Raw genomic sequence first — 25,232 nt, forward strand, 5'->3', positions numbered from 1 at the left:
AACATGACAAAAGCGAATTCAATTCAGGATATTTATCCGCTGTCTTATATGCAGGAAGGAATGCTCTTTCATTCCCTCCTGCAAAAAGATTCACGGGCATATGTTGAACAAGCCTCTTTTACAATAGAGGGCGAAGTCAATTTGCAGTTTTTCCAAGAGAGCATCAATGCTTTAGTAGCAAGACATGACATTTTCAGAACGATTTTCATCAGCCAAAATGTCTCTTCACCTCAGCAGGTTGTCCTGAGGGAACGGACTGTCAGTGTACAGGAGGAGGACATTGCTCATTTAGATGAAGCGGACCAATCTGCGTTTGTCAAACAAATAAAAGAAAAGGACCGCGCCAAAGGGTTTCATCTGCAAAAAGATATGCTCATGCGCATCACACTTATTCGAACCGGAAAGCGGCAATATACTTGTATTTGGACCTTTCACCACATCATGATGGACGGCTGGTGCCTCGGCATAGTACTAAAAGAATTCCTTCAGATTTATGCATCAAAAATAAAAGGGGCTCCATTATCATTGGAGCCCGTTCAGCCATACGGAACTTATATCAATTGGCTGGTGGAGCAAGATAAAGAGAAAGCTGTTTCCTATTGGGACAATTATCTTTCCGGCATTGAGCAGCAAACCTTGCTCCCGAAGCAGAAAAAAACAAAGAGCACAAGCAGGCAGGAGCAAATTACATTTTCATTTTCAAAAGAAGACAGCAGCAGGCTGTCAGAGCTTGCCGTAAGAGAAGAAGTCACACTCAGTACAATTTTCCATACCCTATGGGGAATTCTTCTTCAAAAATATAACAATAGTGATGACGCGGTATTCGGTTCTGTCATTTCAGGAAGGCCCTCAGACATTGAAGGAATTGAACAAATGGTCGGGCTTTTCATCAACACGATTCCCATACGGCTGCATGGATCAAAAACGCCATTTTTACAGCTCGTAAAAGACATGCAAAAGGATCGCCTTGCTGCAGAAGCATACAGCTACCATCCTCTATACGAGATACAGTCCCGTTCAGCAGTCAAACAAGGTTTGATTGATCACATTCTTGTATTTGAAAACTATCCGGTCCAGAAAGAAATAGAAATGCTGAACAGCCAGGAGCACGATTCAGATCTTTTTCAGATTCATGACTTCACAGTGGCGGATGAAACCAATTACAGCTTTTATCTTATGGTGGCGCCAGCGGAAGAAATCCATATAAAAATGAGCTATGATGCAGCACTGCATGACCGATCCTTTGTGCTTTCTGTTAAGGAGCATCTTTTGAACACTGTTTCCCAAATCTTAGATCATCCGCATCTCTCACCCGAAGACATCGATATCACAACAGACACTGAAAAGCTGCAGCTGATTGGGGAAATCAAAGATCGCAAACCCGTTTACGAAACCATCCATGCCATGTTTGAAAAACAGGCAGAAAAGACGCCTGACGCGCGGGCTGTGATTGATCAAGCGCATTCTCTGACCTATAAAGAATTGAACGAATCCGCCAACAGATTGGCACGGCATTTGCGGAATAAAGGCATTATGAGGCAGGAACCTGTCGCAATCATGATGGAACGCTCAACTGAGTTCATTATAGGTGTTCTCGGTATATTGAAGGCTGGAGGCGCCATTGTTCCAATCGATCCCCATTATCCGTCTGACAGAATCCATAATATTCTGAATGACAGCGGCTGCTCTCATGTCGTTTCACAAGCGCGTTTTGCACCTTTGCTTGAGACTGGCCTGAATGTTACCTATATGGAAGATACTCAAATCGAAGACAGCAGCTGCTTACATTCAGTGAATAGTGCTGACGATCTGCTCTATATGATTTACACATCAGGCACAACAGGAAAACCAAAAGGCGTTCAATTTGAACATCGAAATATGGCGAACTTGCTGCAGTTCGAATTCACTCGCTCTGGCATTGACTTTGAAAATGATGTTTTGCAATTTGCAACTCCTGCCTTTGACGTCTGCTATCAAGAAATATTTTCAACATTGCTGGGAGGCGGCACACTTCATATCGTGCCAGAAGCTATAAAAAGAGACGTACCTCAGCTGTTTGCATTTATAAAAGAGCATCAGACGACTATTGTGTTTCTCCCAACGGCTTTTATCAAAATGATTTTCAGCGAACAGGAATTTGCGAACGCGTTTCCTCATGATGTAAAACACCTGATTACAGCCGGTGAGCAATTAATCGTTTCCAGTCTTCTCCAAGATGTTTTACGCCAGCGCAGCATGTACTTGCACAATCATTATGGACCTTCAGAAACTCATGTAGTATCGGCATATACCATATATCCGGGTGACCAAATTCCGGAGTTTCCTCCGATCGGAAAACCGATTGATTGTACTGATCTGTATATTTTAAATCGCCAAAAACAGCTGCAGCCCCGGGGGGTATCAGGAGAACTATATATTTCCGGTTCAAGTGTCGCCAGAGGTTATACCAATAACGATAAACTGACGCGAGAGAAATTTTTACCCGATCCCTTCAGGCCCGGAGCGGTCATGTACCGAACCGGAGATGTAGCGAGAATTCGTGAAGACGGCAGCTTTGAATATATCGGTCGAGCCGACGATCAAGTGAAAATCAGAGGTTATCGAATCGAGCCGCAAGAAATAGAAATCGCGTTAATGAAGCATCCAGAGGTCAAAGAAGCTGCTATTCTTATCCGGCAAAATCAAGGTGAAGAACATGAGTTATGCGCTTATTATTGCAGTATGCACAGGCTGGATTCCTCGGCTTTGCGACAATATCTGGCAAATGAGCTCCCAGAATATATGATTCCGGCCAAATGGGTCAGGGTTGACAGCATTCCTTTGACGCCGAACGGAAAAGTCGATCAATCAGCTCTTCCAGAACCGGAAGCTTCAATCAGCAGTAATACATACGCTGCTCCGCGGAACCTGTTAGAGGTAAAGCTTTCGCAGCTGTTTGAAGATGTGCTGAAGGAAGCCTCGATCGGCATTCACGACAACTTTTTTGACCGCGGCGGACACTCGTTAAAAGCAACGGTGCTTGTGTCGCGAATCGCCAAGGAATTTCATGTTCAAGTCCCGCTGAAGGACGTATTTGCCCATCCGACAGTGGAAGGATTGGCTCTCATTATTCGACATGCAGAGGAAAATCCCTTTTCGTCAATTGCACAGGCAAAAGAACAACCGACGTACCCAGTATCATCAGCTCAAAAGCGGATGTACGTGCTCCAGCATCTAGATAATGGCGGTGTCGGCTACAACATGCCGGCAGTTTTAGAACTGGAAGGGAAGCTTGATCGCGAAAAACTGGCTGCTGTATTCAAGGAACTGATCAGCCGGCATGAGCCGCTTCGAACGTCCTTTGTGCCGGGAGAAGATGCCGAGCCCGTACAGCGTATTCACAGTGAGGTTCCGTTTACGTTAAGTGAAGAAGCCTCTGCTGCTGGATTTGTCCGTCCATTTGACCTCAGTCAAGCGCCGTTATTCAGAGCTGGCCTTGTGAAACTGGCGAACGAGAAGCATTTACTGCTGGTGGACATGCATCATATCATTTCCGATGGTGTATCCGTTCAGCTTTTAATCCGCGAATTCACTGAGCGTTATGCAAATCGGGCGCTTAAGCCGTTACGAATCCAATATAAAGATTACGCCGTTTGGCAGCAGGAATTTCAAAAGGGAGACACATACAAAAAGCAGGAGACTTACTGGCTGAGACAGTTTAGCGGTGAGCTGCCGGTGCTCGAGCTCCCAACAGACAAGCGCCGACCGGCAGAACGGAATTTCACAGGCGGCAAAGTTTTATTTCAAATGAATGAAGAAATCACGTCCCGCCTGAAGCAGCTAGCCCGCAAAAATGAGAGCACGCTGTACATGACGCTACTCGCATTGTATTCAGCTTTTTTGTCGCGGTTAAGCGGTCAGGAAGACATCGTGATCGGTTCGCCTATTGCCGGGCGCTCGCATTCCGATCTTGAAGCGGTCCTTGGCATGTTCGTCAATACATTAGCGCTCCGGACGCACCCAGCCGGCAATAAGACATTTACGGATTTTCTCAAGGAAGTCAAGCAGACTGCACTGGAAGCCTATGAGCATCAGGATTATCCGTTTGAAGAGCTGGTTGATCAACTCGGTGTGCAGCGGGAAATGAGCCGGAATCCGCTGTTTGATACAACACTTGTACTGCAAAATATGGAAAAGCAAACGCTGAAAATGAATGATTTGCTGCTCAGATGGAACGATTTGCAGCATCCGATATCTAAGTTCGATATTTCCCTGTATGTCACGGAGCATGAAGCTGAGCTGTACTGTCAATTTGAATACAGTACCGCTTTGTTTGAAGAAGATACCGTTCAAAGGTGGGCCGACCTTTTTACGACACTTGTGGAAAACACAGCTTCCAGTCCTGACATGGAATTGGACGATATCCCGATCCTGACTTTAGAAGAAAGGTCTTTCATTGACTCATGCCAGCCGCTTGAAGGGACAGGCTATCCGTTGAAACAGACCCTGCACCATGCACTCGAACAGCAAGCGGCAAAAACACCTGACCAACCGGCCGTGATCGTTGAAGCCGGAGAGATAACCTACAAGGAATTGAACGAACAGGCTAACCGTGTAGCCTGGGAGCTGATCGACCGCGGAGTAAAAGCCGAAACGACTGTTGCCATTATGGGAAGGCGTTCCCCTGAAATGCTGATCGGGATTTATGCGATTCTAAAAGCAGGCGGCGCTTATCTTCCTATTGACCCGGATTATCCAGAGGAACGGATCCGCTTTTTGCTGAAGGACAGCGATGCTGGCATTCTCCTTATTCAATCTGACAATCTAGACATTCCGGCTTTTGATGGAGAAATCGTTCATCTCAGTCAATTAAACAGCGGGCTGAAACGTCGTCTGTCCAATCCAAATGTTGAAGTCTATCCGGATTCTTTAGCCTATATGATTTATACATCCGGCTCTACTGGAAGACCTAAGGGTGTACAGGTTGAGCATCAATCTGCAGTGAATTTTTTAAATTCCCTTCAGCTCCGCTATCCTATGAACCAGTCGGACGTCATTTTGCATAAAACGTCGTATTCCTTCGATGCTTCGATATGGGAGCTGTTTTGGTGGCCGTATGCCGGCGCCTCTGTTTATCTGCTTTCTCAAGGAGGCGAAAAAGAACCGGATATGATATTGAAGGTCATAGAAGAACAGCAGATTACAGCGATGCATTTTGTGCCTTCTATGCTTCATGCGTTTTTAGAATATCTAAAAAATGGCCCTGTACCGATCAAAACGAACAGGCTGAAGAGGGTGTTTTCTGGAGGCGAACAGCTGGGGGCACATCTTGTCTCTCGGTTCTGTGAATTGCTTCCAGATGTTACATTAACCAATTCCTATGGGCCTACCGAAGCTACTGTAGAAGCGGCATACTTTGATTGCCCGCTGGATGAAAAACTTGACCGCATTCCCATTGGCAAACCTATTCATCATGTCAGATTGTATATTCTGAACCAGAAGCAGAGGATGCTGCCTGCTGGATGTATCGGAGAATTGTACATCGCCGGAGCCGGCGTCGCCAGAGGCTACTTGAATCGTCCGCAATTAACAGAAGAACGTTTTCTTGATGATCCATTTTATCCGGGTGAACGCATGTACAAAACGGGTGATTTGGCGCGCTGGCTCCCAGACGGACAGGTTGAATTCCTCGGCCGTCTGGATGACCAGGTAAAAATCCGCGGCTATCGGATTGAGCCGGGAGAAATCGAAGCCGCACTCAGAAGCATTGAAGGCGTGCGGGAAGCCGCTGTAACCGTTCGTACAGAAAGCGGCGAGCCGGAATTATGTGCGTATGCGGAAGGACTCGGCAGAAATGAAGTGCGCAAGCAGCTTGAGACATTGCTTCCGGGCTACATGATTCCTGTCCATATCATTGAGATGGAACAATGGCCGGTTACCCCGAGCGGAAAGCTCGACCGAAAAGCGCTGCCTGCTCCTGACGGAGCGGCAGATCGGGAAACCTACACAGCGCCGAGAAACCTGACAGAGATGAAGCTTTCCCAGCTGTGGGAGGAAGTGCTGAAAAGCGGACCTGTCGGCATTCACGACAACTTTTTTGACCGGGGCGGCCATTCCTTAAAAGCCACCGCGCTTGTCTCCCGGATCGCCAAGGAATTCGGCGTCCAAGTGCCGCTGAAGGATGTGTTTTCCCATCCGACGGTAGAAGGTTTGGCTTCTGTCATCAGCGAAGGAACGGAAAGTCCGTATGAAGCCATGAAGCCGGCTGAAAAACGCGAGACCTACCCGGTTTCCTCCGCCCAAAAGCGGATGTATGTGCTCCAGCAGCTGGAGGATGGAGGCACAGGCTACAATATGCCGGCAGTCTTGGAGCTGGAAGGAAAGCTGGATCTTACAAGAATGGATGCCGTATTCAAAAAGCTGATCAAACGCCACGAGTCACTGCGCACGTCCTTTACAACGGACACAGACGGCGAGCCGGTTCAGCGCATCCATGACGAAGTGCCGTTTACATTCCGCACCTCTGTGCTCGGCGGACAAACTGAACAGGAAGCCGCGGCAGCGTTTATCCAGCCGTTTGATCTCAGCCAAGCTCCGCTGTTCCGAGCGGGGATCGTCAAGGTATCAGACGGGCGGCATCTATTACTGGTCGATATGCATCACATTATTTCAGACGGTGTTTCAGTCAATACGCTCATTCGGGAATTCGGGGAGCTGTACGCCAATCAAGAGCTACCTGCGCTTCACATTCAATATAAAGACTATGCCGTATGGCAGGAGGCCTTTAAAAAAGGAGACACGTACAAGACGCAGGAGGCGTACTGGCTGAAGCAGCTCGAAGGCGAGCTGCCCGTACTGGACCTGCCGGCTGATTACGCCCGGCCGCCGGTGCGAAGCTTCGCGGGTGATCAAGTCTCATTTACGCTCGATCAAGAACTCACAGCCGGGCTTCACAAACTCGCACGCGAGAACGGAAGCACCCTGTACATGGTGCTCCTGGCAGCTTACACAGCGTTATTGGCGCGCTTAAGCGGACAGGAAGACATCATCGTCGGGTCACCAATTGCCGGACGTCCTCACAAAGACCTTGAGCCGATACTTGGAATGTTCGTCAACACCCTGGCGCTTCGGGCACGCCCGGAGGGCGGGAAGCCGTTTGCGCAATTTTTGCAGGAAGTGCGTGAGACTGCCTTGGAAGCTTACGAACATCAGGATTATCCGTTCGAAGAGCTTGTCGACAAGCTCGGCGTAACAAGGGATATGAGCCGAAATCCAGTGTTTGATGCGATGTTAGTCGTTCAAAATACAGAGCAACAGACTTTGGAGCTGGATGACATACAACTTCAGCCGACCGGCGTTTCTCATCATGTTTCTAAGTTTGATATCACATTGCAGGCTTCTGAAGGTGACGAGCAAATTCATTTGCAATTTGAATATTCAACTTCGCTTTTTCAAAAAGCAACGATAAAACAATGGACATATCATCTGACAAATTTGCTGAGCCATATCGTCAAAAATCCGAACACACTTCTTAACAATATCGACATTCTGACTCATGAAGAGCGAAACAAACTGTTGAATGAGTTTAACAGCGGGCAAGAAAATGAACATAAAGTCCAAACAATCGATCAGCTGTTTGAAAAACAAGCAGCGCTGACTCCGAATGCTCCTGCACTTGTCAGCAGAGAAAACACGCTCACCTATCAGGAACTGGACGAATGGTCCAATGGCATTGCATGGGCCCTTCGAGACCGCGGGGTTAAACCGGACACACCAGTCGGAATTATGATGCCTCGTTCATTCAGCATGATTGCAGCCATTCTGGGCGTTTGGAAAGCCGGCGGCTGTTATGTCCCGATTGATCCGGAATACCCGGCGGAACGGAAACGCTATATACTCGGCGACAGCCGAACCAAACTGCTTATCACTTTACCTGCTGTGGAGCAAGAAGCACTTGAAGATTTTGAAGGTGAGATATTCGCTATAGAGACCGCGGAGACATACGACGGATCACCGCTTCCTCAAGTGTCACGCCCTCAGCATTTGGCTTATATCATTTACACTTCAGGAACGACAGGCCAGCCAAAAGGCGTGATGGTTGAGCATAAAGGAATAGCCAACACCCTGCAGTGGCGGCGAAATGCTTATGCTTTGAATGAGACAGACACAGTCCTTCAGCTCTTTTCTTTTTCGTTTGACGGCTTTTTAACAAGTATGTTCACACCGCTTTTGTCAGGTGCAAAGACAGTGCTGCCTGATGAAAACGAAGCGAAAGATATTTTGTCCATTAAGCATGATCTATCTCATCATCGGATTACACATATGATTATCGTCCCTGTTTTATATCGGGCACTTTTGGACGTCATACAGCCGGAAGATGCGAAGACGCTTAGGGTAGTCACGCTTGCAGGAGAAGCAGCTGACCGGGAATTGATAGACCGCAGCATGGCAATATGCCCGAATACAGAGCTAGCAAATGAATATGGGCCGACAGAAAACAGTGTGGCAACCACAGCTATGAGACATATGGAACGGCAGAAAAACGTATGCATCGGCCGGCCGATCGACAATACTGAAGTGCTGATTTTAAACGGGGATCAGCTTCAGCCAATCGGAGTTGCCGGCGAGCTTTGCATAGCAGGAACAGGGCTTGCGAGAGGGTACGTCAATCTTCCGGAACTGACAGCAAAAACGTTCGTTCAGTACCCATTCCAGCCCGAAAAACGCATGTACCGAACAGGTGACGCAGCCAGATGGATGGCAGACGGTACAATCGAATACTTAGGACGAATGGACGATCAAGTCAAAATCAGGGGCCACCGTGTAGAAACGAAAGAAATTGAATCGGTTATCCGCCGTATAAGCGGAGTAAAAGAGGCTGTTGTCCTTGCTCGCGAAACAGCGCCTGCTCAAACCGAATTATGTGCTTACATTGTGGCAGAGCAAGACTTTAATACAGAAATGCTGCGTGCCGAATTAAAAAAACAGCTGCCTTTATATATGATGCCGGCGTTTATTCAAACGATGGACTCGCTTCCTTTGTCACCAAATGGCAAGCTGGATCGCCGGGCACTTCCAGAACCGGCATTCAATCCAGTACGTACATTCCATGCACCGAACAGCGAGATGGAACAAAAACTGGCAGATATATGGGGTGAAGTGCTCGGTGCAGAGAAAATCGGAATTGATGATTCGTTCTTTGAGCTCGGAGGAGATTCCATTAAAGCGTTACAGGTGTCAGCACGGCTTCATCGAATAGGGAAACAAATGTCGGTTAAAGATTTATTCAGTCATCCGACAATTAAAGAACTGGCAGCATATATCCGTGATTCCGATACTAGTGCCAGCCAAGCTCCGGTTGAGGGAGAAGTACAGTGGTCACCTGTTCAGAAATGGTTCCTTTCTCAAGATATAAAAGAGAAACACCATTTTAATCAATCTGTTATGCTGCATCGGAGCACCTCCGTTCAAGAAGACGCGCTGCGCAAAACGTTAAAAGCCATCACAATCCACCACGATGCGCTGCGAATGGTGTTCACACAGTCTGAGCAAAGCAAATGGGTTCAATATAATCGGCCGGTCAGTCATTCAGACGACGCGCTGTACAGCCTTCAGATCATCAATCTTAAAGGTTCAGAAGTTAATGAATATGAATCTCTGATTAAACATCATGTACGTGACATTCAGCAGAACATAGATTTGGAAAAAGGGCCGCTATTGCAGGCCGGACTTTTCCGTACAGATGACGGAGACTTTTTGTTCCTAACGGCTCATCACTTCATCGTTGACGGCGTCTCATGGCGTGTCCTGCTGGAGGATTTGGCAACCGGATACCGTCAGGCTGTAAACGGAGACGGCATTGATTTGCCGCCTAAAACAAGCTCTTTCAAAGCATATACGGAAAAACTCGCTGACTATGCTGAAAGCCGTCAGCTTATGAAACAGCTCGCATATTGGCGCGAAGCTGAAGAGTATCAAGCAAAAGCACTGCCGTTTGATCAAATGGACGCTCAAACGGCAAATGAGAGAAAACGGGATACAGTTTCATTCTCTCTAAATACAAAAGAGACGGAGGCGCTTTTAAAACATGTCAACAGCACATATAACACAGATACGCAAGATATGCTGCTGGCTTCCGTGATTCTAGCTTTGCGGGATTGGACAAAACAATCCGCCGTCAAATTGTCATTAGAAAGCCACGGACGCGAGGATGTGTTAGACGGCATAGATGTCAGCCGCACGGTTGGATGGTTTACCGCCATTTATCCATTATTCGTCAAACTAGATTCAGACTTGACCGACAAGGATCAAGAAGAATACTTGGTTCATGTGTTAAAAACAACAAAAGATACACTGAGACGCGTTCCGGACAAAGGATTCGGCTACGGTGTACTCAAATATTTGACCCCGCCTGAGAAAACTGACGTCGATTTCACCGGCACGGCGGACATCAGCTTCAACTATCTGGGTCAATTTGAAAACCGCCGTACAACTGAAGCGCCTGATGAAAACACCTTCTCGTTTTCTCCGCTCGGGACCGGAGAAGATATCAGCACTTCTTGGAACCGTGAGCAAACGCTTGACATCAGTGCGATGGCAGCAGAAGGAAAAATGACAGTCAACATGACGTATGAAACATCCCGTTTCCAGCATAAAACAATCGCACAGCTTTGTGAGAATTGCCATCACTATTTACTGAAGCTGATTGATCACTGTCTGAACAAAACAGAAACAGAAAAAACCATCAGCGATTTTGATGATCATGAACTGACCGAGGACGCGCTACAAGAAATCGCTGATATGCTCAGTTTTCACTAATGAAACCGTATAGAAAGGTGCAGGCGATATGGTTAAAACCAAAAAAATCAAGAATATTTATCCTCTGAGTCATATGCAGGAGGGAATGCTGTTTCATTCCTTCCTCCATAAAGAGGAGGGAGCTTATGTTGAGCAGTCGCTCTTTACGATAAAAGGAAGTCTTAGCTATGAGATGTTTCAGCGCAGTATTCAAGCCATCATCGACCGCCATGATATTTTCAGGACTGTATTTCTGCCGCACGTCCCCAATCTATCGGGGCCTCGGCAGGTCGTGATGACAGAACGGAAATTCCATTTGCACACTGAGGACATTTCCAGCCTGCAAACGAATGAGCAGAATGATTATATTGAACAGTTTAAGGAGAAAGATAAGAAAAAAGGGTTTGATTTGCAAAAAGACATGCTGATGCGGATTTCTCTGCTCAAAACAGCGGAAAATGAGCATGTCTGTGTCTGGAGCCATCATCACATCTTAATGGACGGCTGGTGTCTCGGAATCATTCTGCAGGAATTTATGCAAATCTATCAATCTATCCAAACAGGAAATCACCTTGCTTTGGAGCCTGTTCGTCCCTACAGCACCTATATTTCTTGGCTGACAAAACAAGACAAAGAAACGGCAGCAGACTACTGGCGTGCTTATCTGAAAAACTACAGCACCCCCTCACAGCTGCCTCGGGTGACGGACAGAGAAGCAAAAGAAGGGTATTACCGTGAAGAATTAATTTTCACTCTACATCAAAAGCTGACGGACAAGCTAAAAGAGACAGCCAAACAAACAGGCGTCACGCTTGCCACCTTTATTCAAACGGTCTGGGGTGTCATGCTCCAGCGCTACAACCGAACGGACGATGTCGTTTTTGGCGCGGTCGTTTCAGGCAGACCATCTGAAATTCCGGGTGTTGAGTCAATGATCGGATTGTTTATCAATACAGTTCCGGTTCGTGTTAAAACAGGCAAAGAAGAAACGTTTGCAGAACTGCTCAGCCGCTGTCAACAAGATATGCTGGACGCTGAGCCGTTTACCTGCCATCCTTTATTCGATATTCAGGCAAACACCGCCTTAAAACAGGAACTGATTGACCACATTATTGTCTTTGAAAATTATCCGTTACAGCAAAAAATGGCTGACTCAGCTGATCAGATTGATTCACCTCTGCAAATAGACAATGTGAAAGTGTCTGAACAGTCAGGATACAATTTCAACCTTGTTGTTGCTCCCGGTGATGAACTCGTCATCAAGTTCAGCTATAATGCGCACGTGTATGATGCTGCCTGGATGACCTGCATCCAAAGACAGCTGACACAAGCGTTACAAGCCGCTGCAGATCACCCTGACATTCCCGTTGCAGACTTTTCCTTTCTTGATCCGAAAGAAAAAGAGCAGATTTTAACACAATGTAATGACACTTCGACGGCGTATCCGAAAAACAAATCAGTAATAGATATATTCCGCGAACAGGCAGTAAAAACACCAGATCAAACAGCTCTGGTTTACGGAAATAGGTCCATTTCGTATCGTGAACTCGATCAAAAATCGGATGCACTGGCCAGAACATTGTATGAAAACGGGCTGCGCCGGAACGGAACAGCCGGTATTTTGGCTGGTCATTCTCCTGAATTCATCATTAGTGTACTGGCTGTTTTAAAAGCAGAGGGGACATACCTTCCTCTTGACGCGGAGCTTCCGCCTGAACGGATCAGCTATATGCTCGACGAAACAAAAGCCGCTATGCTGATTGTTCAAAAAGGACTGGAGCCAAACACACCGTTTGCAGGAACCTTTATTTCTGCAGATGCAGAGGCGATGATTGAAGAACATACGAAACCTTTGGAAATCGTCACTGGCCCGGATGATCTCGCGTACATCATGTATACTTCCGGTTCGACAGGCCGGCCTAAAGGCGTCATGATTACCAATCGCAATGTCGTGTCCCTTGTTTACAACAGCAATTACACATCAGCTTCTGTAAATGACCGGTTTATCCTGACAGGGTCCATCAGCTTTGACGCCGTCACCTTTGAAATGTTTGGAGCGCTTTTAAAAGGAGCAACTCTGCATATCATTAATAAATCAACAATGCTGTCACCAGATCGTTTTGGCGCGTATTTAATTGAAAACAACATCACTGTGCTGTTTTTGACAACCGCTCTTTTTAATCAGCTGGCACAAGCTCAAGCTGATATGTTTCACAGGCTTCATACGCTATATGTCGGGGGCGAAGCGCTGTCGCCTGAGCTTATAAATGCTGTCAGGCGCGCGTGTCCGAACCTTTCGCTTTATAATATCTATGGACCAACAGAAAACACGACGTTCTCAACCTTTTTTGAGATTAAAAGAGACTATGCCACTCCTATCCCGATCGGGAAACCGATCAGCAATTGTACCGCTTTCATCTTAGATGCAAAAGGATGTCTCTTGCCAATAGGCGTTCCCGGAGAGCTATGTGTGGGCGGTGACGGGGTGGCAAAAGGCTATTTAAACAGAGATGATGTAACAGCTGCCGTATTTTCTCCTGATCCCTTCATACCTGGAGAAAGAATATACCGTACCGGTGATTTGGCGCGGTGGCTGCCTGATGGGAACCTAGAATATATCAGCCGGATTGACAGGCAGATTAAAATTCGCGGAAAACGGATTGAACCCGCTGAAATTGAAGCGCGTCTGTTAGAAATCGAAGGGGTACGTGAAGCTGCAGTTACATTGCTGGAAACAGATGGAGAGGCGCAGCTATACACGCATTATGTTAGTGATGAAAGCAGAAACGAAAAGGAAATTCGCGCTGCATTGGCACGTGTGCTTCCTGACTACATGATTCCGCAGCGCTGGGTTCGGGTTGACCGTATGCCGCTTACCGGAAACGGAAAAATCAATCGCAGCGCACTCCCTGTTCCAGAAAACGAGTCTGAAAATCGTCAGGACCTCACACCGCCCAGAAACTGGGTCGAACAGGAATTGGCGCAAATTTGGAAAAGCGTACTCGGCGTCAAAACGATCGGAATACATGATGATTTCTTCGCTCTTGGCGGACATTCACTAAAAGCGCTTCAAGTGATACACATGCTTAAACATCATCAGCATATTGATATACCGATTGATGTCTTATTCGAAAATCCGACGATCGCCCAGCTTGCGGAAAAGCTTTATTCTAATCAGCTGTCAGCGGCCGGCGAACAGCATGTGATCCAACTGAACCAGCAAGGCGGAAAAAACCTGTTCTGCTTCCCGCCGATTTCAGGCTTCGGGATTTATTTTAAAGACCTGGCATTGCAGCTGAATCACAAAGCAGCCGTGTATGGCTTTCATTTTATTGAGGAAGACAGCCGCATCGAACAATATGTCAGCCGCATTACCGAAATACAGCCAGAAGGGCCGTACGTTCTATTAGGCTACTCCGCGGGCGGAAACTTGGCTTTTGAGGTCGTACAGGCTATGGAGCAGAAAGGATTAGAAGTCAGTGACTTCATTATCGTAGACGCCTACAAAAAGGATCAGTCTATAACAGCAGCTACCAAAAACGACGACTCAGCCGCATACCTGCCGGAAGCAGTCAGAGAAACAGTGATGCAGAAAAAAAGGTGTTATCAGGAATATTGGGCTCAGTTAATAAATGAAGGCCGCATCAAATCAAACATTCATTTCATTGAAGCTGGCATTCAAACCGAAACGAGCGGGGCTATGGTATTACAGAAATGGCAAGACGCCGCTGAGGAAGGCTATGCCGAATACACCGGGTACGGCGCGCACAAAGACATGCTGGAAGGTGAATTTGCTGAAAAGAATGCAAATATTATCCTCTATATTTTAGACAAGATCAATTCAGTTCAAAAAGTGCTGCCAAATAAGCATTAAACAAATACTTGCCGGACAGAAGCGTATCTCTGTCCGGTTTTCTTTTTGCAAGAGCATCGCGCATAAGAATGGATGCAAAAAAGCGGGGAATGATAACATCATCCTTTTTCTTGGAGGCTTGTCATGGAACATCTATCTTGGCTTACTTTTTTTATGCTGATACTGGCGAGTTACAGGCTGACACACTTAATTGTATTCGACAAAATTACTGAATTCATCCGAAAACCTTTTATGAAAAAGAAAAGAACCGTTGATGCAAACGGGCATGTGAATGAAAAAAACGTGCCGTCCTCAAACTTTGGCTATATGTTAAATTGCTACTGGTGCGCGGGCGTTTGGTGTGCCATCCTGATCGGGCTTGGCTATCTTTTTTTACCTGATATCGCTGTTCCGGTGATTTTCATATTATCGATCGCAGGCGCACAGGCCATTCTTGAATCAGCTGTCGGCGTAGGCATAAAACTCGTAGACGTGTTAAAAAGTGTCCAAATTCTCATAAATGATAAAAAGTCCTAAAGCAGGGTAAAGAGGCTTCGGGGCTTTTTTACGTTCAGCCGGTTATAAATCCGGTTTCTTCAATCCGATTAAGCACCCTTTTACAGCCCGGGAATACCGTAATAACGAATAGTGAAAGCGATGTAATGGGGGAGAAGAAGCAGAATGAAGGGTTGTCAAAAGCCGATTGTACGTATTCTTGTCAGCTTGCTCATCGGAACGTTAATCATATCCGTTCCGTATCTGGCCAAAGCACAAACAGACAGGGAACTGAGAGCCGTATGGATTGCATCCGTATTAAACCTTGATTGGCCGTCAAAAAAAGGCTTATCGATTGAAGCGCAAAAACAGGAGTATCTCAGTCTGCTGGATGACGTTCAGTCAATGGGAATGAATGCCGTCATTGTTCAAATTAAGCCGACGGCCGATGCCTTTTATCCGTCCGCTTACGGGCCTTGGTCTGAATATTTGACTGGTGTTCAAGGAAAAGACCCAGGTTATGATCCGCTCGCTTTTATGATTGAAGAAGCCCATAAACGAAATCTTGAATTCCACGCTTGGGTTAATCCTTACCGCATTACGATGAACCATACAGATCTCAATAAATTGTCTGATGATCACCCGGCAAGAAAGCATCCGGACTGGGTCGTGGCTTACGGAAAGCAGCTTTATTATAATCCCGGCATTCCTGAAGCGAGGGATTTTATCATCAAAGGCATTGAAGAAGTCGTAAAGCATTATGACGTTGATGCCGTTCATATGGATGATTATTTTTACCCTTATAAAATAGCCGGACAGGAATTTCCTGATACGGTACAGTATGAACAATACGGGAAAGACACGTTTCCCGATATTGATGACTGGCGAAGAGATAATGTAAACCAGCTTGTCAGCCAAATCAATCAAACAATCAAAGCTGAAAAACCATATGTCAAATTCGGCATCAGTCCATTCGGTGTATGGAGAAACGCAGAAGACGACCCAACCGGATCGAATACCAAAGCAGGTGTCAGAAATTATGACGACCTTTATGCAGATACGAGACACTGGATCCAGCAAGGCGACATCGACTATATTGCCCCGCAAATTTACTGGAGCATCGGCTTCAACGCAGCCGCTTATGACGTGCTGGCTGATTGGTGGAGCAACGAGGTCAAAAACAGACCCGTTCATTTATACATCGGGCAGGCAGCCTATAAAATCAATAACAATTTTGACCCGCCTTGGTTCGACCCTGAAGAATACGCCAGACAAATCAATCTCAACCGTCAGCTGGAGCTGGTGAAAGGAAGCATGCATTTCAGCCTCAAAGACCTCAATAAAAATCCGCTCGGCATCAAAGACAGACTCATCACCGACCTGTACAGCAAGCCTGCATTGGTACCCGAAATGCCTTGGCTCGACAGCAAAGCACCGAAAAAACCGAAACTGATCAAAGTAACCGCAGACGATAACGGAAACCTCCTGCACATACAAGACCACTCATCCAATCGAAAAACAAAGGAAACAGCCTATTATGCGATATACAGGGCTGAAGGAAAACAGGAGCAAACATTGCTGGCCACAGCAAGAAAAACAAACGACAAGCAAACCTTCCTGGATGACACGGCAGAACCAAATAAAACATATACGTATTATGTCACGTCCGCAGACCGACTTCATAACGAAAGCAAGGCCTCGAAAAGAAAAATAAATCAATAGCGCAGAGACGGCTGTTTACTAGCCGTCTTTTTCAACAAATTGCATTTTTATGAATGAGACAAGAAACGTATTGCCGGTGCTGAATTACCTGTATTGGAAACTGAGCATTTCATATTATAAAAAAGATCGAAGAGGAACACTTGCAACATGTATTTTCAATCTATGATCATGACGAAGTATTTGAAAACCGCGGCATCCTTCCTAAACATAACATAAAAGACAGTACATAAAATGATTAGCCATTTTGATCGAGATTATCAGAAAAAAGTGGGGGATTTATGAGAAGTATCAAGGGACTACAATGACGTTAAAATCAGTTGCCGAACAAGCAAATGTCACGCAAGGCACGGTTTATTATCATTTTCGCACAAAAGAGAACCTGTTGCTGGAGGTGGTTCGTCATGTGTGCGACAGTTCATGGGCAAACGTAAAGAATAATCAGCGTCCGCCAACCGAAAAGCGAAAAGAGGTATTACTGTCAGCAAAAGCCCGAACGAATGAAAATGCTTATTATCACCGGTTAATTTTAACGCTGACGTTTTAATTTTCAGACTTCTTTTGTCAGGGAATGATTCCTGAATTCACTTAATAGGATGTTACAAAGATGTGAAGGAGGAAACCAAGTGAATTTTGAGCTGACAAAAGAACAGCAAATGGTTCGTGAAATGGTAAAGGATTTTGCAAAGAGAGAAATTGCTCCTCACGCAGAACATGTAGATCAAACGGGTGAATTTCCGATACAAACGTTTCAAAAAATGGGTGATCTCGGACTGATGGGCATCCCCTTTCCTGAGGAATACGGGGGATCAGGAGGAGATACGATTTCCTATGCCTTAGCTGTTGAAGAAATCGGCAAAGCATGCGGCAGTACAGGATTAAGCTATGCAGCTGCAGTTTCACTCGGTGCAAGCCCTCTATATTACTTCGGGACAGAAGAACAAAAACGGGCGCATTTGATTCCTCTGGCTTCCGGAAAAGCACTCGGATCATTCGGCCTGACAGAACCAAATGCCGGCTCTGATGCAGGAGGCACGCAAACGAAAGCGGTGATAGATGGTGATGAATATGTGATTAACGGCGAAAAATGCTGGATCACAAATGCCAGCTATGCACGTACGATAATTGTGACGGCAGTGACAGGCAAAAATGAGAGCGGAAATAATATCATCTCCGCATTGATTGTTCCGACTGACACACCCGGCCTTACCATAACGAGCCCGTACGATAAAATGGGCGTGCGCGGATCAAATACAGCAGAAATTTTGCTTGAGGATGTCCGTGTACCCACAAGTTACCTGCTCGGCGACCCTTCAAAAGGATTTAAACAGTTTCTTCATACCCTGGATGGCGGACGCATTTCAATTGCCGCTCTTGCAGTCGGCATTGCCCAAGCGGCACTTGAAGCCTCCTTAGCCTATGCGAAAGAACGAAAGCAGTTCGGACAGCCGATCTCTTCCTTTCAGGCCATTCAGTTTAAACTCGCCGACATGGCGATGGAAATCGATCTTGCCCGGCAAATGGTATTAAAAGCTGCCTGGCTGAAAGATCATAAGCGCCCGTTTACGAAAGAAGCGGCTTATGCCAAGCTGTTTGCCTCTGAAATGGCAACAAGGGCATGCAACCAAGCGATTCAAATTCACGGCGGTTCCGGTTACATGAGAGAATATGCGGTTGAACGGATGCTGCGGGATGCAAAATTGATGGAAATTGGAGAAGGCACATCAGAAATTCAGCGTATCGTGATCGCCAGACAGCTTCTAAAATAAAATGTAAACGCTTTCTGATCTCGTGAAAGGAGGACCCACACATGTCCGAACTCATCCATTGCACAATCGGCAGGCTGCTGGAGCAAACGGCAGCAGCCTATCCTGATCAAGAAGCGGTTGTCTATCCCGACCGGAATCTCCGCTACACGTACGCGCAATTCAACAGGCTGTGCCGCCAAACCGCTAAAGGGCTCATGAAGATGGGGATTGGAAAGGGAGACCACGTGGCCATTTGGGCCTCGAATATACCGGAATGGCTTGCTGCTCAATTCGCCACCGCAAAAATCGGGGCCGTGCTCGTTACCGTAAATACAAATTACCAATCCCAAGAGCTTGATTACTTGCTGAGCCAATCAGATGCGGATGCACTTATCGTCATGGATTCCTATCGCGGCACTTCTTATACAGGGATCCTCAACAGCTTAATTCCTGAGCTGAAGGATGCAGAGCCAGGGCAGCTGCAATCAGAACGCTATCCGTGTTTAAAAACACTGATTTATATCGGTGAAAAACGTTTACCTGGTATGTATCATTGGGACGATACAGAGATGTTGGCACAAACAGTGTCAGATGCCGAGCTGGAAGCAAGAATGAGCAGCCTTGAAAAAGATGATGTCATTAACATGCAATACACGTCAGGAACGACAGGATTTCCTAAAGGAGTGATGCTGACTCATTTTAATGTCATCAACAACGCCGCAAATATCGCTGAATGTATGAAATTAACCTCATCTGACCGAATGTGCATTCCGGTTCCGTTTTTCCATTGCTTCGGCTGCGTGCTTGGCGTTTTGGCATGTGTGACCGTCGGAGCAGCCATGGTACCTGTTGTAGAATTTGAACCTGCTACAGTCCTTAAAACGGTTGAAAACGAGACATGCACAGCACTGCACGGTGTTCCGACGATGTTTATCGCGGAGCTTCATCTTCAAGATTTTGATTCTTATGATCTGTCCTCGTTGCGAACAGGCATCATGGCAGGATCATCCTGTCCGAGTGAGGTGATGAAAGCTGTCATTGAAAAAATGGGCATGACAGACATCACAATCGCCTACGGACAAACGGAAGCTTCGCCGGTGATCACACAAACAAGAGCTAATGATTCCTTCCAAAGAAGAGTGGAAACAACCGGCCGAGCCTTGCCAGAGGTCGAAGTGAAAATTGTGGAGCCCGGCACGTTTAATGAGGTTCAAAGAGGCGTACAGGGAGAGCTTTGTACCCGCGGCTATCATGTGATGAAGGGCTATTATAAAGACGAAGAGGCTACCCAGAAGGCAATCAACCCAGAAGGATGGCTCTTTACCGGTGATCTCGCTGTGATGGATGAAGACGGATACTGCCGCGTCACCGGGAGATTAAAAGACATGCTCATCAGAGGCGGTGAAAACATTTATCCGAGAGAAATAGAAGAATTTTTATACGGCCATCCTAATATTTTAGATGTACAGGTAGTTGGTGTGCCTGACGAAAAATACGGGGAGGAGGCAGCTGCCTGGATTAAGCTGAAAGAGGGAAAAACAGCTTCACCCGAAGAGCTGAAAGCCTATTGCAAAGGGAAAATCGCCCGCCACAAAATTCCGCGTTATTTCATCTTTACAGACGAGTATCCTATGACGGCCTCAGGCAAAATTCAAAAATACAAGCTGCGTGAAAAAACGATTCAGCTGTTTCACTTACCATCAAGTCAATGAGGGGTGATTTCATTTGTTTACAAAAGTGCTGATTGCCAACCGCGGAGAAATCGCAATGAGAATCATACGTACGTGCAGCCGCCTTGGGATCAAAACGGCAGCGGTATATTCTGAAGCAGACAGAGGTGCGCTCCATGCAAAGGCAGCAACAGAGGCTTATTATATCGGAGAATCGAAAGTCAGTGAGAGCTATTTAAATATTGAGAGAATCATAGAGGCGGCGAAAAAGGCAAATGCCGACGCCATCCATCCGGGATATGGATTATTGTCAGAAAACAGCCGTTTCGCGCAACGCTGCAAAGAAGAAAACATTGTGTTTATCGGTCCTTCACCCGCTGTGATTGCCAAAATGGGTAGTAAGATTGAAGCACGAAAGGCAATGGAGGAGGCAGGTGTTCCTGTAGTGCCGGGTGTTTCCGAATCCCTTGGAGATATTCAGGCAGCCTGCCTCGCCGCGAGTGAAATCGGCTACCCCGTTATGCTGAAAGCTTCAGCAGGGGGAGGAGGCATCGGAATGCAGCTCGTTCCTGACGAAGAAGCATTGATAAAGGCGTATGAAGGAAACAAAAAGCGAGCAGCAGATTTTTTCGGAGACGGGTCCATGTATATAGAAAAGGTGATTGAACACGCCCGCCACATCGAAATTCAAATTCTTGCCGATCACCACGGGCATGCCGTGCATCTGTTTGAACGTGATTGTTCTGTCCAGAGACGCCACCAAAAGGTCATTGAAGAAGCCCCATCTCCATTTGTTGATGATGAGCTGAGAATGAAGATAGGAGAAACGGCAGTGAAAGCAGCTAAAGCGATTGGCTATGCCAATGCGGGAACGATCGAATTTTTAGTCGATGAGAATAAAAACTTTTATTTTCTGGAAATGAATACGAGATTGCAGGTAGAACATCCCGTGACTGAAGAAATTACAGGTTTAGATTTAGTTGAACAGCAATTAAGGGTTGCGGAGGGACAGACTCTCAGGTTCGCTCAGCAGGACATAAAACGAAACGGGCATGCCATAGAGGTCAGAATATATGCGGAAGATCCGAAAACCTTCTATCCGTCACCGGGAACAATCACCGCTTTTTCTCTCCCGGAACAATATGGAGTCCGACACGAATGCGCAGTAGCAACAGGGAGCGCAGTTACCCCTTTTTACGATCCGATGATCGCCAAAATGATCGTCAAAGGCCCAAACAGAGAGGAAGCGATTGAGAGGCTAAAGGAGGCGCTCCGTAACTATCGAATAGAAGGAATCAAAACGAATATTCCGCTTCTCTTACAGGCTGCTTCATTAGAAGCATTCAAAAAAGGAGACGTCACAACTGATTTTTTGAAAAACAACTTATAAAGGAGGCAGCTGTCATGACGATACACATTCAAATGGCAGGGAACCTGTGGAAGGTGCATGTCAAAGCCGGAGACCACGTTGAAAAAGGCCAGGAAGTTGCCATTTTAGAATCAATGAAAATGGAAATCCCGATTGTTGCAGAGAGAAGCGGAACAGTCAAAGAAGTGAAAAAAAAGGAAGGTGATTTCGTGAATGAAGGTGATGTGCTGCTCGAACTGAACGATCCAACTCAATAATCATGGAGGCTTACCATGTCCTATCCTAAAAAAGTCATGTTAAGAGAAGTCGGCCCGCGGGACGGCTTGCAAAACGAACCGGTGTGGCTTGCAACAGAAGACAAAATCGCTTGGAATAACCAGCTTTCCCAGACAGGACTCTCCTATATCGAAATAACATCCTTCGTTCATCCAAAATGGATTCCCGCGCTTCGAGATGCTCTAGATGTGGCAAAAGGCATCAGCCGGGCAAAAGGCATCACGTACGCAGCACTTGTCCCTAATCAAAAGGGACTGGAGAATGCGCTGGAAGGGGGCATTGACGAAGCTTCTGTCTTTATGTCCGCAAGCGAAACACACAACATAAAAAACATCAACAAATCCACTGCTGACACTCTCCAAGTTCTCAAACAAGTAACAGACGACGCAAAAAAAGCAAATCTTACAGTAAGAGCCTATCTCTCCACAGTTTTCGGCTGTCCGTATGAAAAACATGTACCGATCGAACAAGTGATTCGCCTGGCAGAATCTTTATTTGAATTCGGAATTTCTGAACTATCGCTTGGAGATACGATCGGCGCGGCAAATCCTTTACAGGTTGAAATCGTACTTGAAGCGCTTTTGAAACGATTCCCGGCAAGCCAGCTCGCACTCCACTTTCATGATACAAGGGGAACGGCTCTCGCCAACATTCTCACCGCTCTGCAAATGGGCATTACCACATTTGACGGCTCAACGGGCGGGCTTGGCGGCTGCCCATATGCTCCAGGTTCATCGGGAAATGCTGCGACAGAAGATATCGTGTACATGCTTGATCAAATGGGAATTGAAACAAACGTAAAGCTCGCCAAGTTACTTCCAGCAGCCAAATGGATCGAGGAGAAAATCGGGAAACATCTTCCGAGCCGAAATTTACAGGTGTATAAATCATCTTTATAAAAGAAAGGAAAAACCAATGGGAGAATCTATTCTTTTCACTGCAAAAACAGAACACATTGCTGTCATCACCCTTAACAGGCCCCATGTGGCAAATGCCCTTTCGGCAGAAATGCTTAGAGATCTGCAATCCATTCTCCAAGAAATTGAATTCAACACGAAAATCCGCTGCGTCATCCTGACAGGCGCCGGTGAAAAAGCGTTCTGTGCGGGAGCAGACTTAAAAGAAAGAATAAAAATGAAACAAGATCAGGTTCTCAAAAGTGTATCCTTCATTCACAGAACCGCTGCTTTACTCGAAGCCTTGCCGCAGCCGGTGATAGCAGCCATAAACGGAAGTGCTTTAGGAGGGGGGCTTGAATTGGCATTGGCATGCGACATCCGAATAGCAGCAGAGAACACTACGTTAGGCCTTCCGGAAACGGCTTTAGCCATTATCCCAGGCGCAGGAGGGACACAAAGACTTCCGCGTCTGATCGGCAGAGGAAAAGCAAAAGAACTCATTTATACAGGCAGACGCATAACCGCACATGAAGCCAAAGAGATAAACCTTGTAGAGCATGTTACGGCTTCTTGTGAGCTTATGGCGAAAGCAGAGGAACTGGCAGAAGCCATTTCAGCTAACGGACCAATTGCCGTCCGCCAGGCTAAATTCGCGATCAATAAAGGATTGGAAACAAATCTTGGAACGGGATTATCAATTGAACAAAAAGCATATGAACACACGATCCCGACAAAGGACAGGACAGAGGGACTTCAAGCCTTTCAAGAAAAAAGACGTGCCGTATACACGGGAGAATAAAGATCGGAGGAAATGCCTTATGGATTATGAAAAAGAACGAACAGAACGGGCGGAAAGGATACAAAAAGGCGGAGCGGAGAAGTATCATCGCAGCAACCAAGAAAAAGGCAAGCTCTTTGTTAGAGAGCGGCTTGCCCTTTTATTTGACGATGACATCGAGCTTGAGGACGCTTTTTTTGCAGAATGTATGTCAGACGGGCTTCCCGCCGACGGAGTCATAACAGCCATCGGTAAAATCGGCGGCCAAACCGTCTGCGCCATGGCAAATGATTCTACAGTGAAAGCAGGCTCCTGGGGAGCAAAAACAGTTGAAAAAATCATCAGAATACAAGAAACAGCAGAAAAATTAAACTGTCCGCTCATTTATTTAGTCGATTCGGCAGGCGCCAGAATCACCGACCAGATCAATGTATTTCCGGGTAGAAGAGGCGCAGGGAGAATTTTTTACAATCAGGTCAAATTGTCAGGGCGCATTCCCCAGATCTGCCTTCTATTCGGCCCGTCCGCAGCTGGGGGTGCGTATATTCCTGCCTTCTGCGATATTGTCGTCATGGTAGACGGTAACGCGTCCATGTATTTAGGCTCGCCGCGGATGGCAGAAATGGTGATCGGTGAAAAGGTGTCACTTGAAGAGATGGGAGGCGCCCGCATGCATTGTTCAGTTTCCGGCTGCGGAGATATTCTCGCAGAAACTGAACAAGAAGCCATTCACTTGGCACGCTCATATTTATCTTACTTTCCGGCAAATTATAAAGAAAAAGCGCCTGTACAAGAAAAACGGCCGCCAAAGCCCTTTGACTTACCGCTTTCCGACGTTATTCCGCAAAACCAAAATGCACCTTTTAATATGTTTGAGCTGATCGATCGTGTAATAGATGAAGGCTCTTTTTTTGAAATCAAAGCCTTATTTGCACCGGAAATCATTACAGGTCTAGCGAGGATTCACGGACAGCCTGTCGGAATTATTGCGAATCAGCCGAAAGTAAAAGGCGGTGTCTTATTCCACGATTCAGCGGACAAAGCCGCTAAATTTATCACATTATGCGACGCCTTTCATATTCCATTGCTGTTCTTAGCGGACATCCCCGGCTTTATGATCGGCACAAAGGTAGAACAGGCCGGAATTATCCGCCATGGAGCCAAAATGATTTCAGCGATGTCAGAAGCAACCGTCCCCAAGCTTTCTGTAATTGTGAGAAAAGCCTATGGAGCGGGATTATATGCTATGGCCGGACCGGCTTTCGAACCGGATTGCTGCATAGCGCTTCCAACCGCACAAATCGCCGTAATGGGCCCTGAAGCAGCCGTAAACGCTGTCTATGCCAAAAAAATCTCCGAGCTGCCGAAAGAAGAGAGGGCTCAATTTATCAGCAGCAAACGGGAGGAGTACAAAGAGGACATCAATATATACCGCTTGGCTTCAGAGATGATCATTGACGCTGTTATCCCAGCCAATTCATTGCGCGAAGAATTGCACAAACGGCTTATGGCGTACATGACAAAGGAAATAACATTCACCAATCGAAAACATCCGGTTTATCCAGTTTAAAAGGAAGTACCAGGAGCGTGAATAAGCGCTCTTTTTATTGTTTTAGATAATTTTATTATGTAAACTAATCAACTGTGCA

12 protein-coding genes are annotated in these 25,232 nt (G+C 46.4%); all 12 read left to right on the forward strand.

Annotated features, from left to right (window positions below):
• Nucleotides 1-3: 3 nt before the first annotated feature.
• The 12 genes from fenA to UJ203_RS05485 all read left to right on the forward strand — a co-directional run bounded on the left by fenA (nucleotide 4) and on the right by UJ203_RS05485 (nucleotide 25,153).
• Nucleotides 4-10,797, forward strand: coding sequence for a fengycin non-ribosomal peptide synthetase FenA (fenA, locus tag UJ203_RS05430; RefSeq protein WP_322008948.1), 10,794 nt, complete (start codon nucleotides 4-6; stop codon nucleotides 10,795-10,797).
• 28 nt (nucleotides 10,798-10,825) lie between these two features.
• Nucleotides 10,826-14,650: a fengycin non-ribosomal peptide synthetase FenB gene (gene fenB, locus UJ203_RS05435; RefSeq protein WP_322008950.1), complete on the forward strand. Its 3,825-nt coding sequence runs from the start codon at nucleotides 10,826-10,828 to the stop codon at nucleotides 14,648-14,650.
• Between the two features lie 123 nt (nucleotides 14,651-14,773).
• Entirely contained in the window at nucleotides 14,774-15,166 is a 393-nt protein-coding gene (locus UJ203_RS05440; protein ID WP_322008952.1) for a DUF1360 domain-containing protein, read from the forward strand.
• A 144-nt stretch (nucleotides 15,167-15,310) separates the two neighbouring features.
• Nucleotides 15,311-16,846, forward strand: a complete 1,536-nt coding sequence (locus UJ203_RS05445; protein WP_322008953.1) for a glycoside hydrolase family 10 protein — start codon at nucleotides 15,311-15,313, stop codon at nucleotides 16,844-16,846.
• A 301-nt stretch (nucleotides 16,847-17,147) separates the two neighbouring features.
• A complete protein-coding gene (locus UJ203_RS05450; RefSeq protein ID WP_322008955.1) occupies nucleotides 17,148-17,390 on the forward strand; it encodes a TetR/AcrR family transcriptional regulator in 243 nt (80 codons plus the stop codon).
• Between the two features lie 79 nt (nucleotides 17,391-17,469).
• Nucleotides 17,470-18,612: an acyl-CoA dehydrogenase family protein gene (locus UJ203_RS05455; RefSeq protein WP_322008957.1), complete on the forward strand. Its 1,143-nt coding sequence runs from the start codon at nucleotides 17,470-17,472 to the stop codon at nucleotides 18,610-18,612.
• A gap of 41 nt (nucleotides 18,613-18,653) precedes the next feature.
• Nucleotides 18,654-20,303 carry an AMP-binding protein gene (locus UJ203_RS05460; protein ID WP_322008959.1) on the forward strand — a complete coding sequence of 550 codons (1,650 nt, stop codon included), beginning with the start codon at nucleotides 18,654-18,656 and terminating at the stop codon, nucleotides 20,301-20,303.
• A gap of 13 nt (nucleotides 20,304-20,316) precedes the next feature.
• Nucleotides 20,317-21,651 (forward strand): acetyl-CoA carboxylase biotin carboxylase subunit, encoded by a 1,335-nt coding sequence (locus UJ203_RS05465; protein ID WP_322008961.1) that lies wholly within the window; start codon nucleotides 20,317-20,319, stop codon nucleotides 21,649-21,651.
• 14 nt (nucleotides 21,652-21,665) lie between these two features.
• Nucleotides 21,666-21,887, forward strand: a complete 222-nt coding sequence (locus UJ203_RS05470) for an acetyl-CoA carboxylase biotin carboxyl carrier protein subunit (protein WP_024121611.1) — start codon at nucleotides 21,666-21,668, stop codon at nucleotides 21,885-21,887.
• A gap of 15 nt (nucleotides 21,888-21,902) precedes the next feature.
• Nucleotides 21,903-22,805, forward strand: a complete 903-nt coding sequence (gene ldeG / locus UJ203_RS05475) for a hydroxymethylglutaryl-CoA lyase (RefSeq protein WP_322008964.1) — start codon at nucleotides 21,903-21,905, stop codon at nucleotides 22,803-22,805.
• A gap of 16 nt (nucleotides 22,806-22,821) precedes the next feature.
• Nucleotides 22,822-23,604: an enoyl-CoA hydratase gene (locus tag UJ203_RS05480; RefSeq protein ID WP_322008966.1), complete on the forward strand. Its 783-nt coding sequence runs from the start codon at nucleotides 22,822-22,824 to the stop codon at nucleotides 23,602-23,604.
• Between the two features lie 19 nt (nucleotides 23,605-23,623).
• Complete coding sequence (locus UJ203_RS05485) at nucleotides 23,624-25,153, forward strand: acyl-CoA carboxylase subunit beta (RefSeq protein ID WP_322008968.1); 1,530 nt, start codon at nucleotides 23,624-23,626, stop codon at nucleotides 25,151-25,153.
• Nucleotides 25,154-25,232 lie beyond the last annotated feature (79 nt).

The organism is Bacillus sp. V26 (genome assembly GCF_034296245.1).
In the GTDB taxonomy this organism is placed as follows: Bacteria; Bacillota; Bacilli; order Bacillales; family Bacillaceae; genus Bacillus; species Bacillus halotolerans.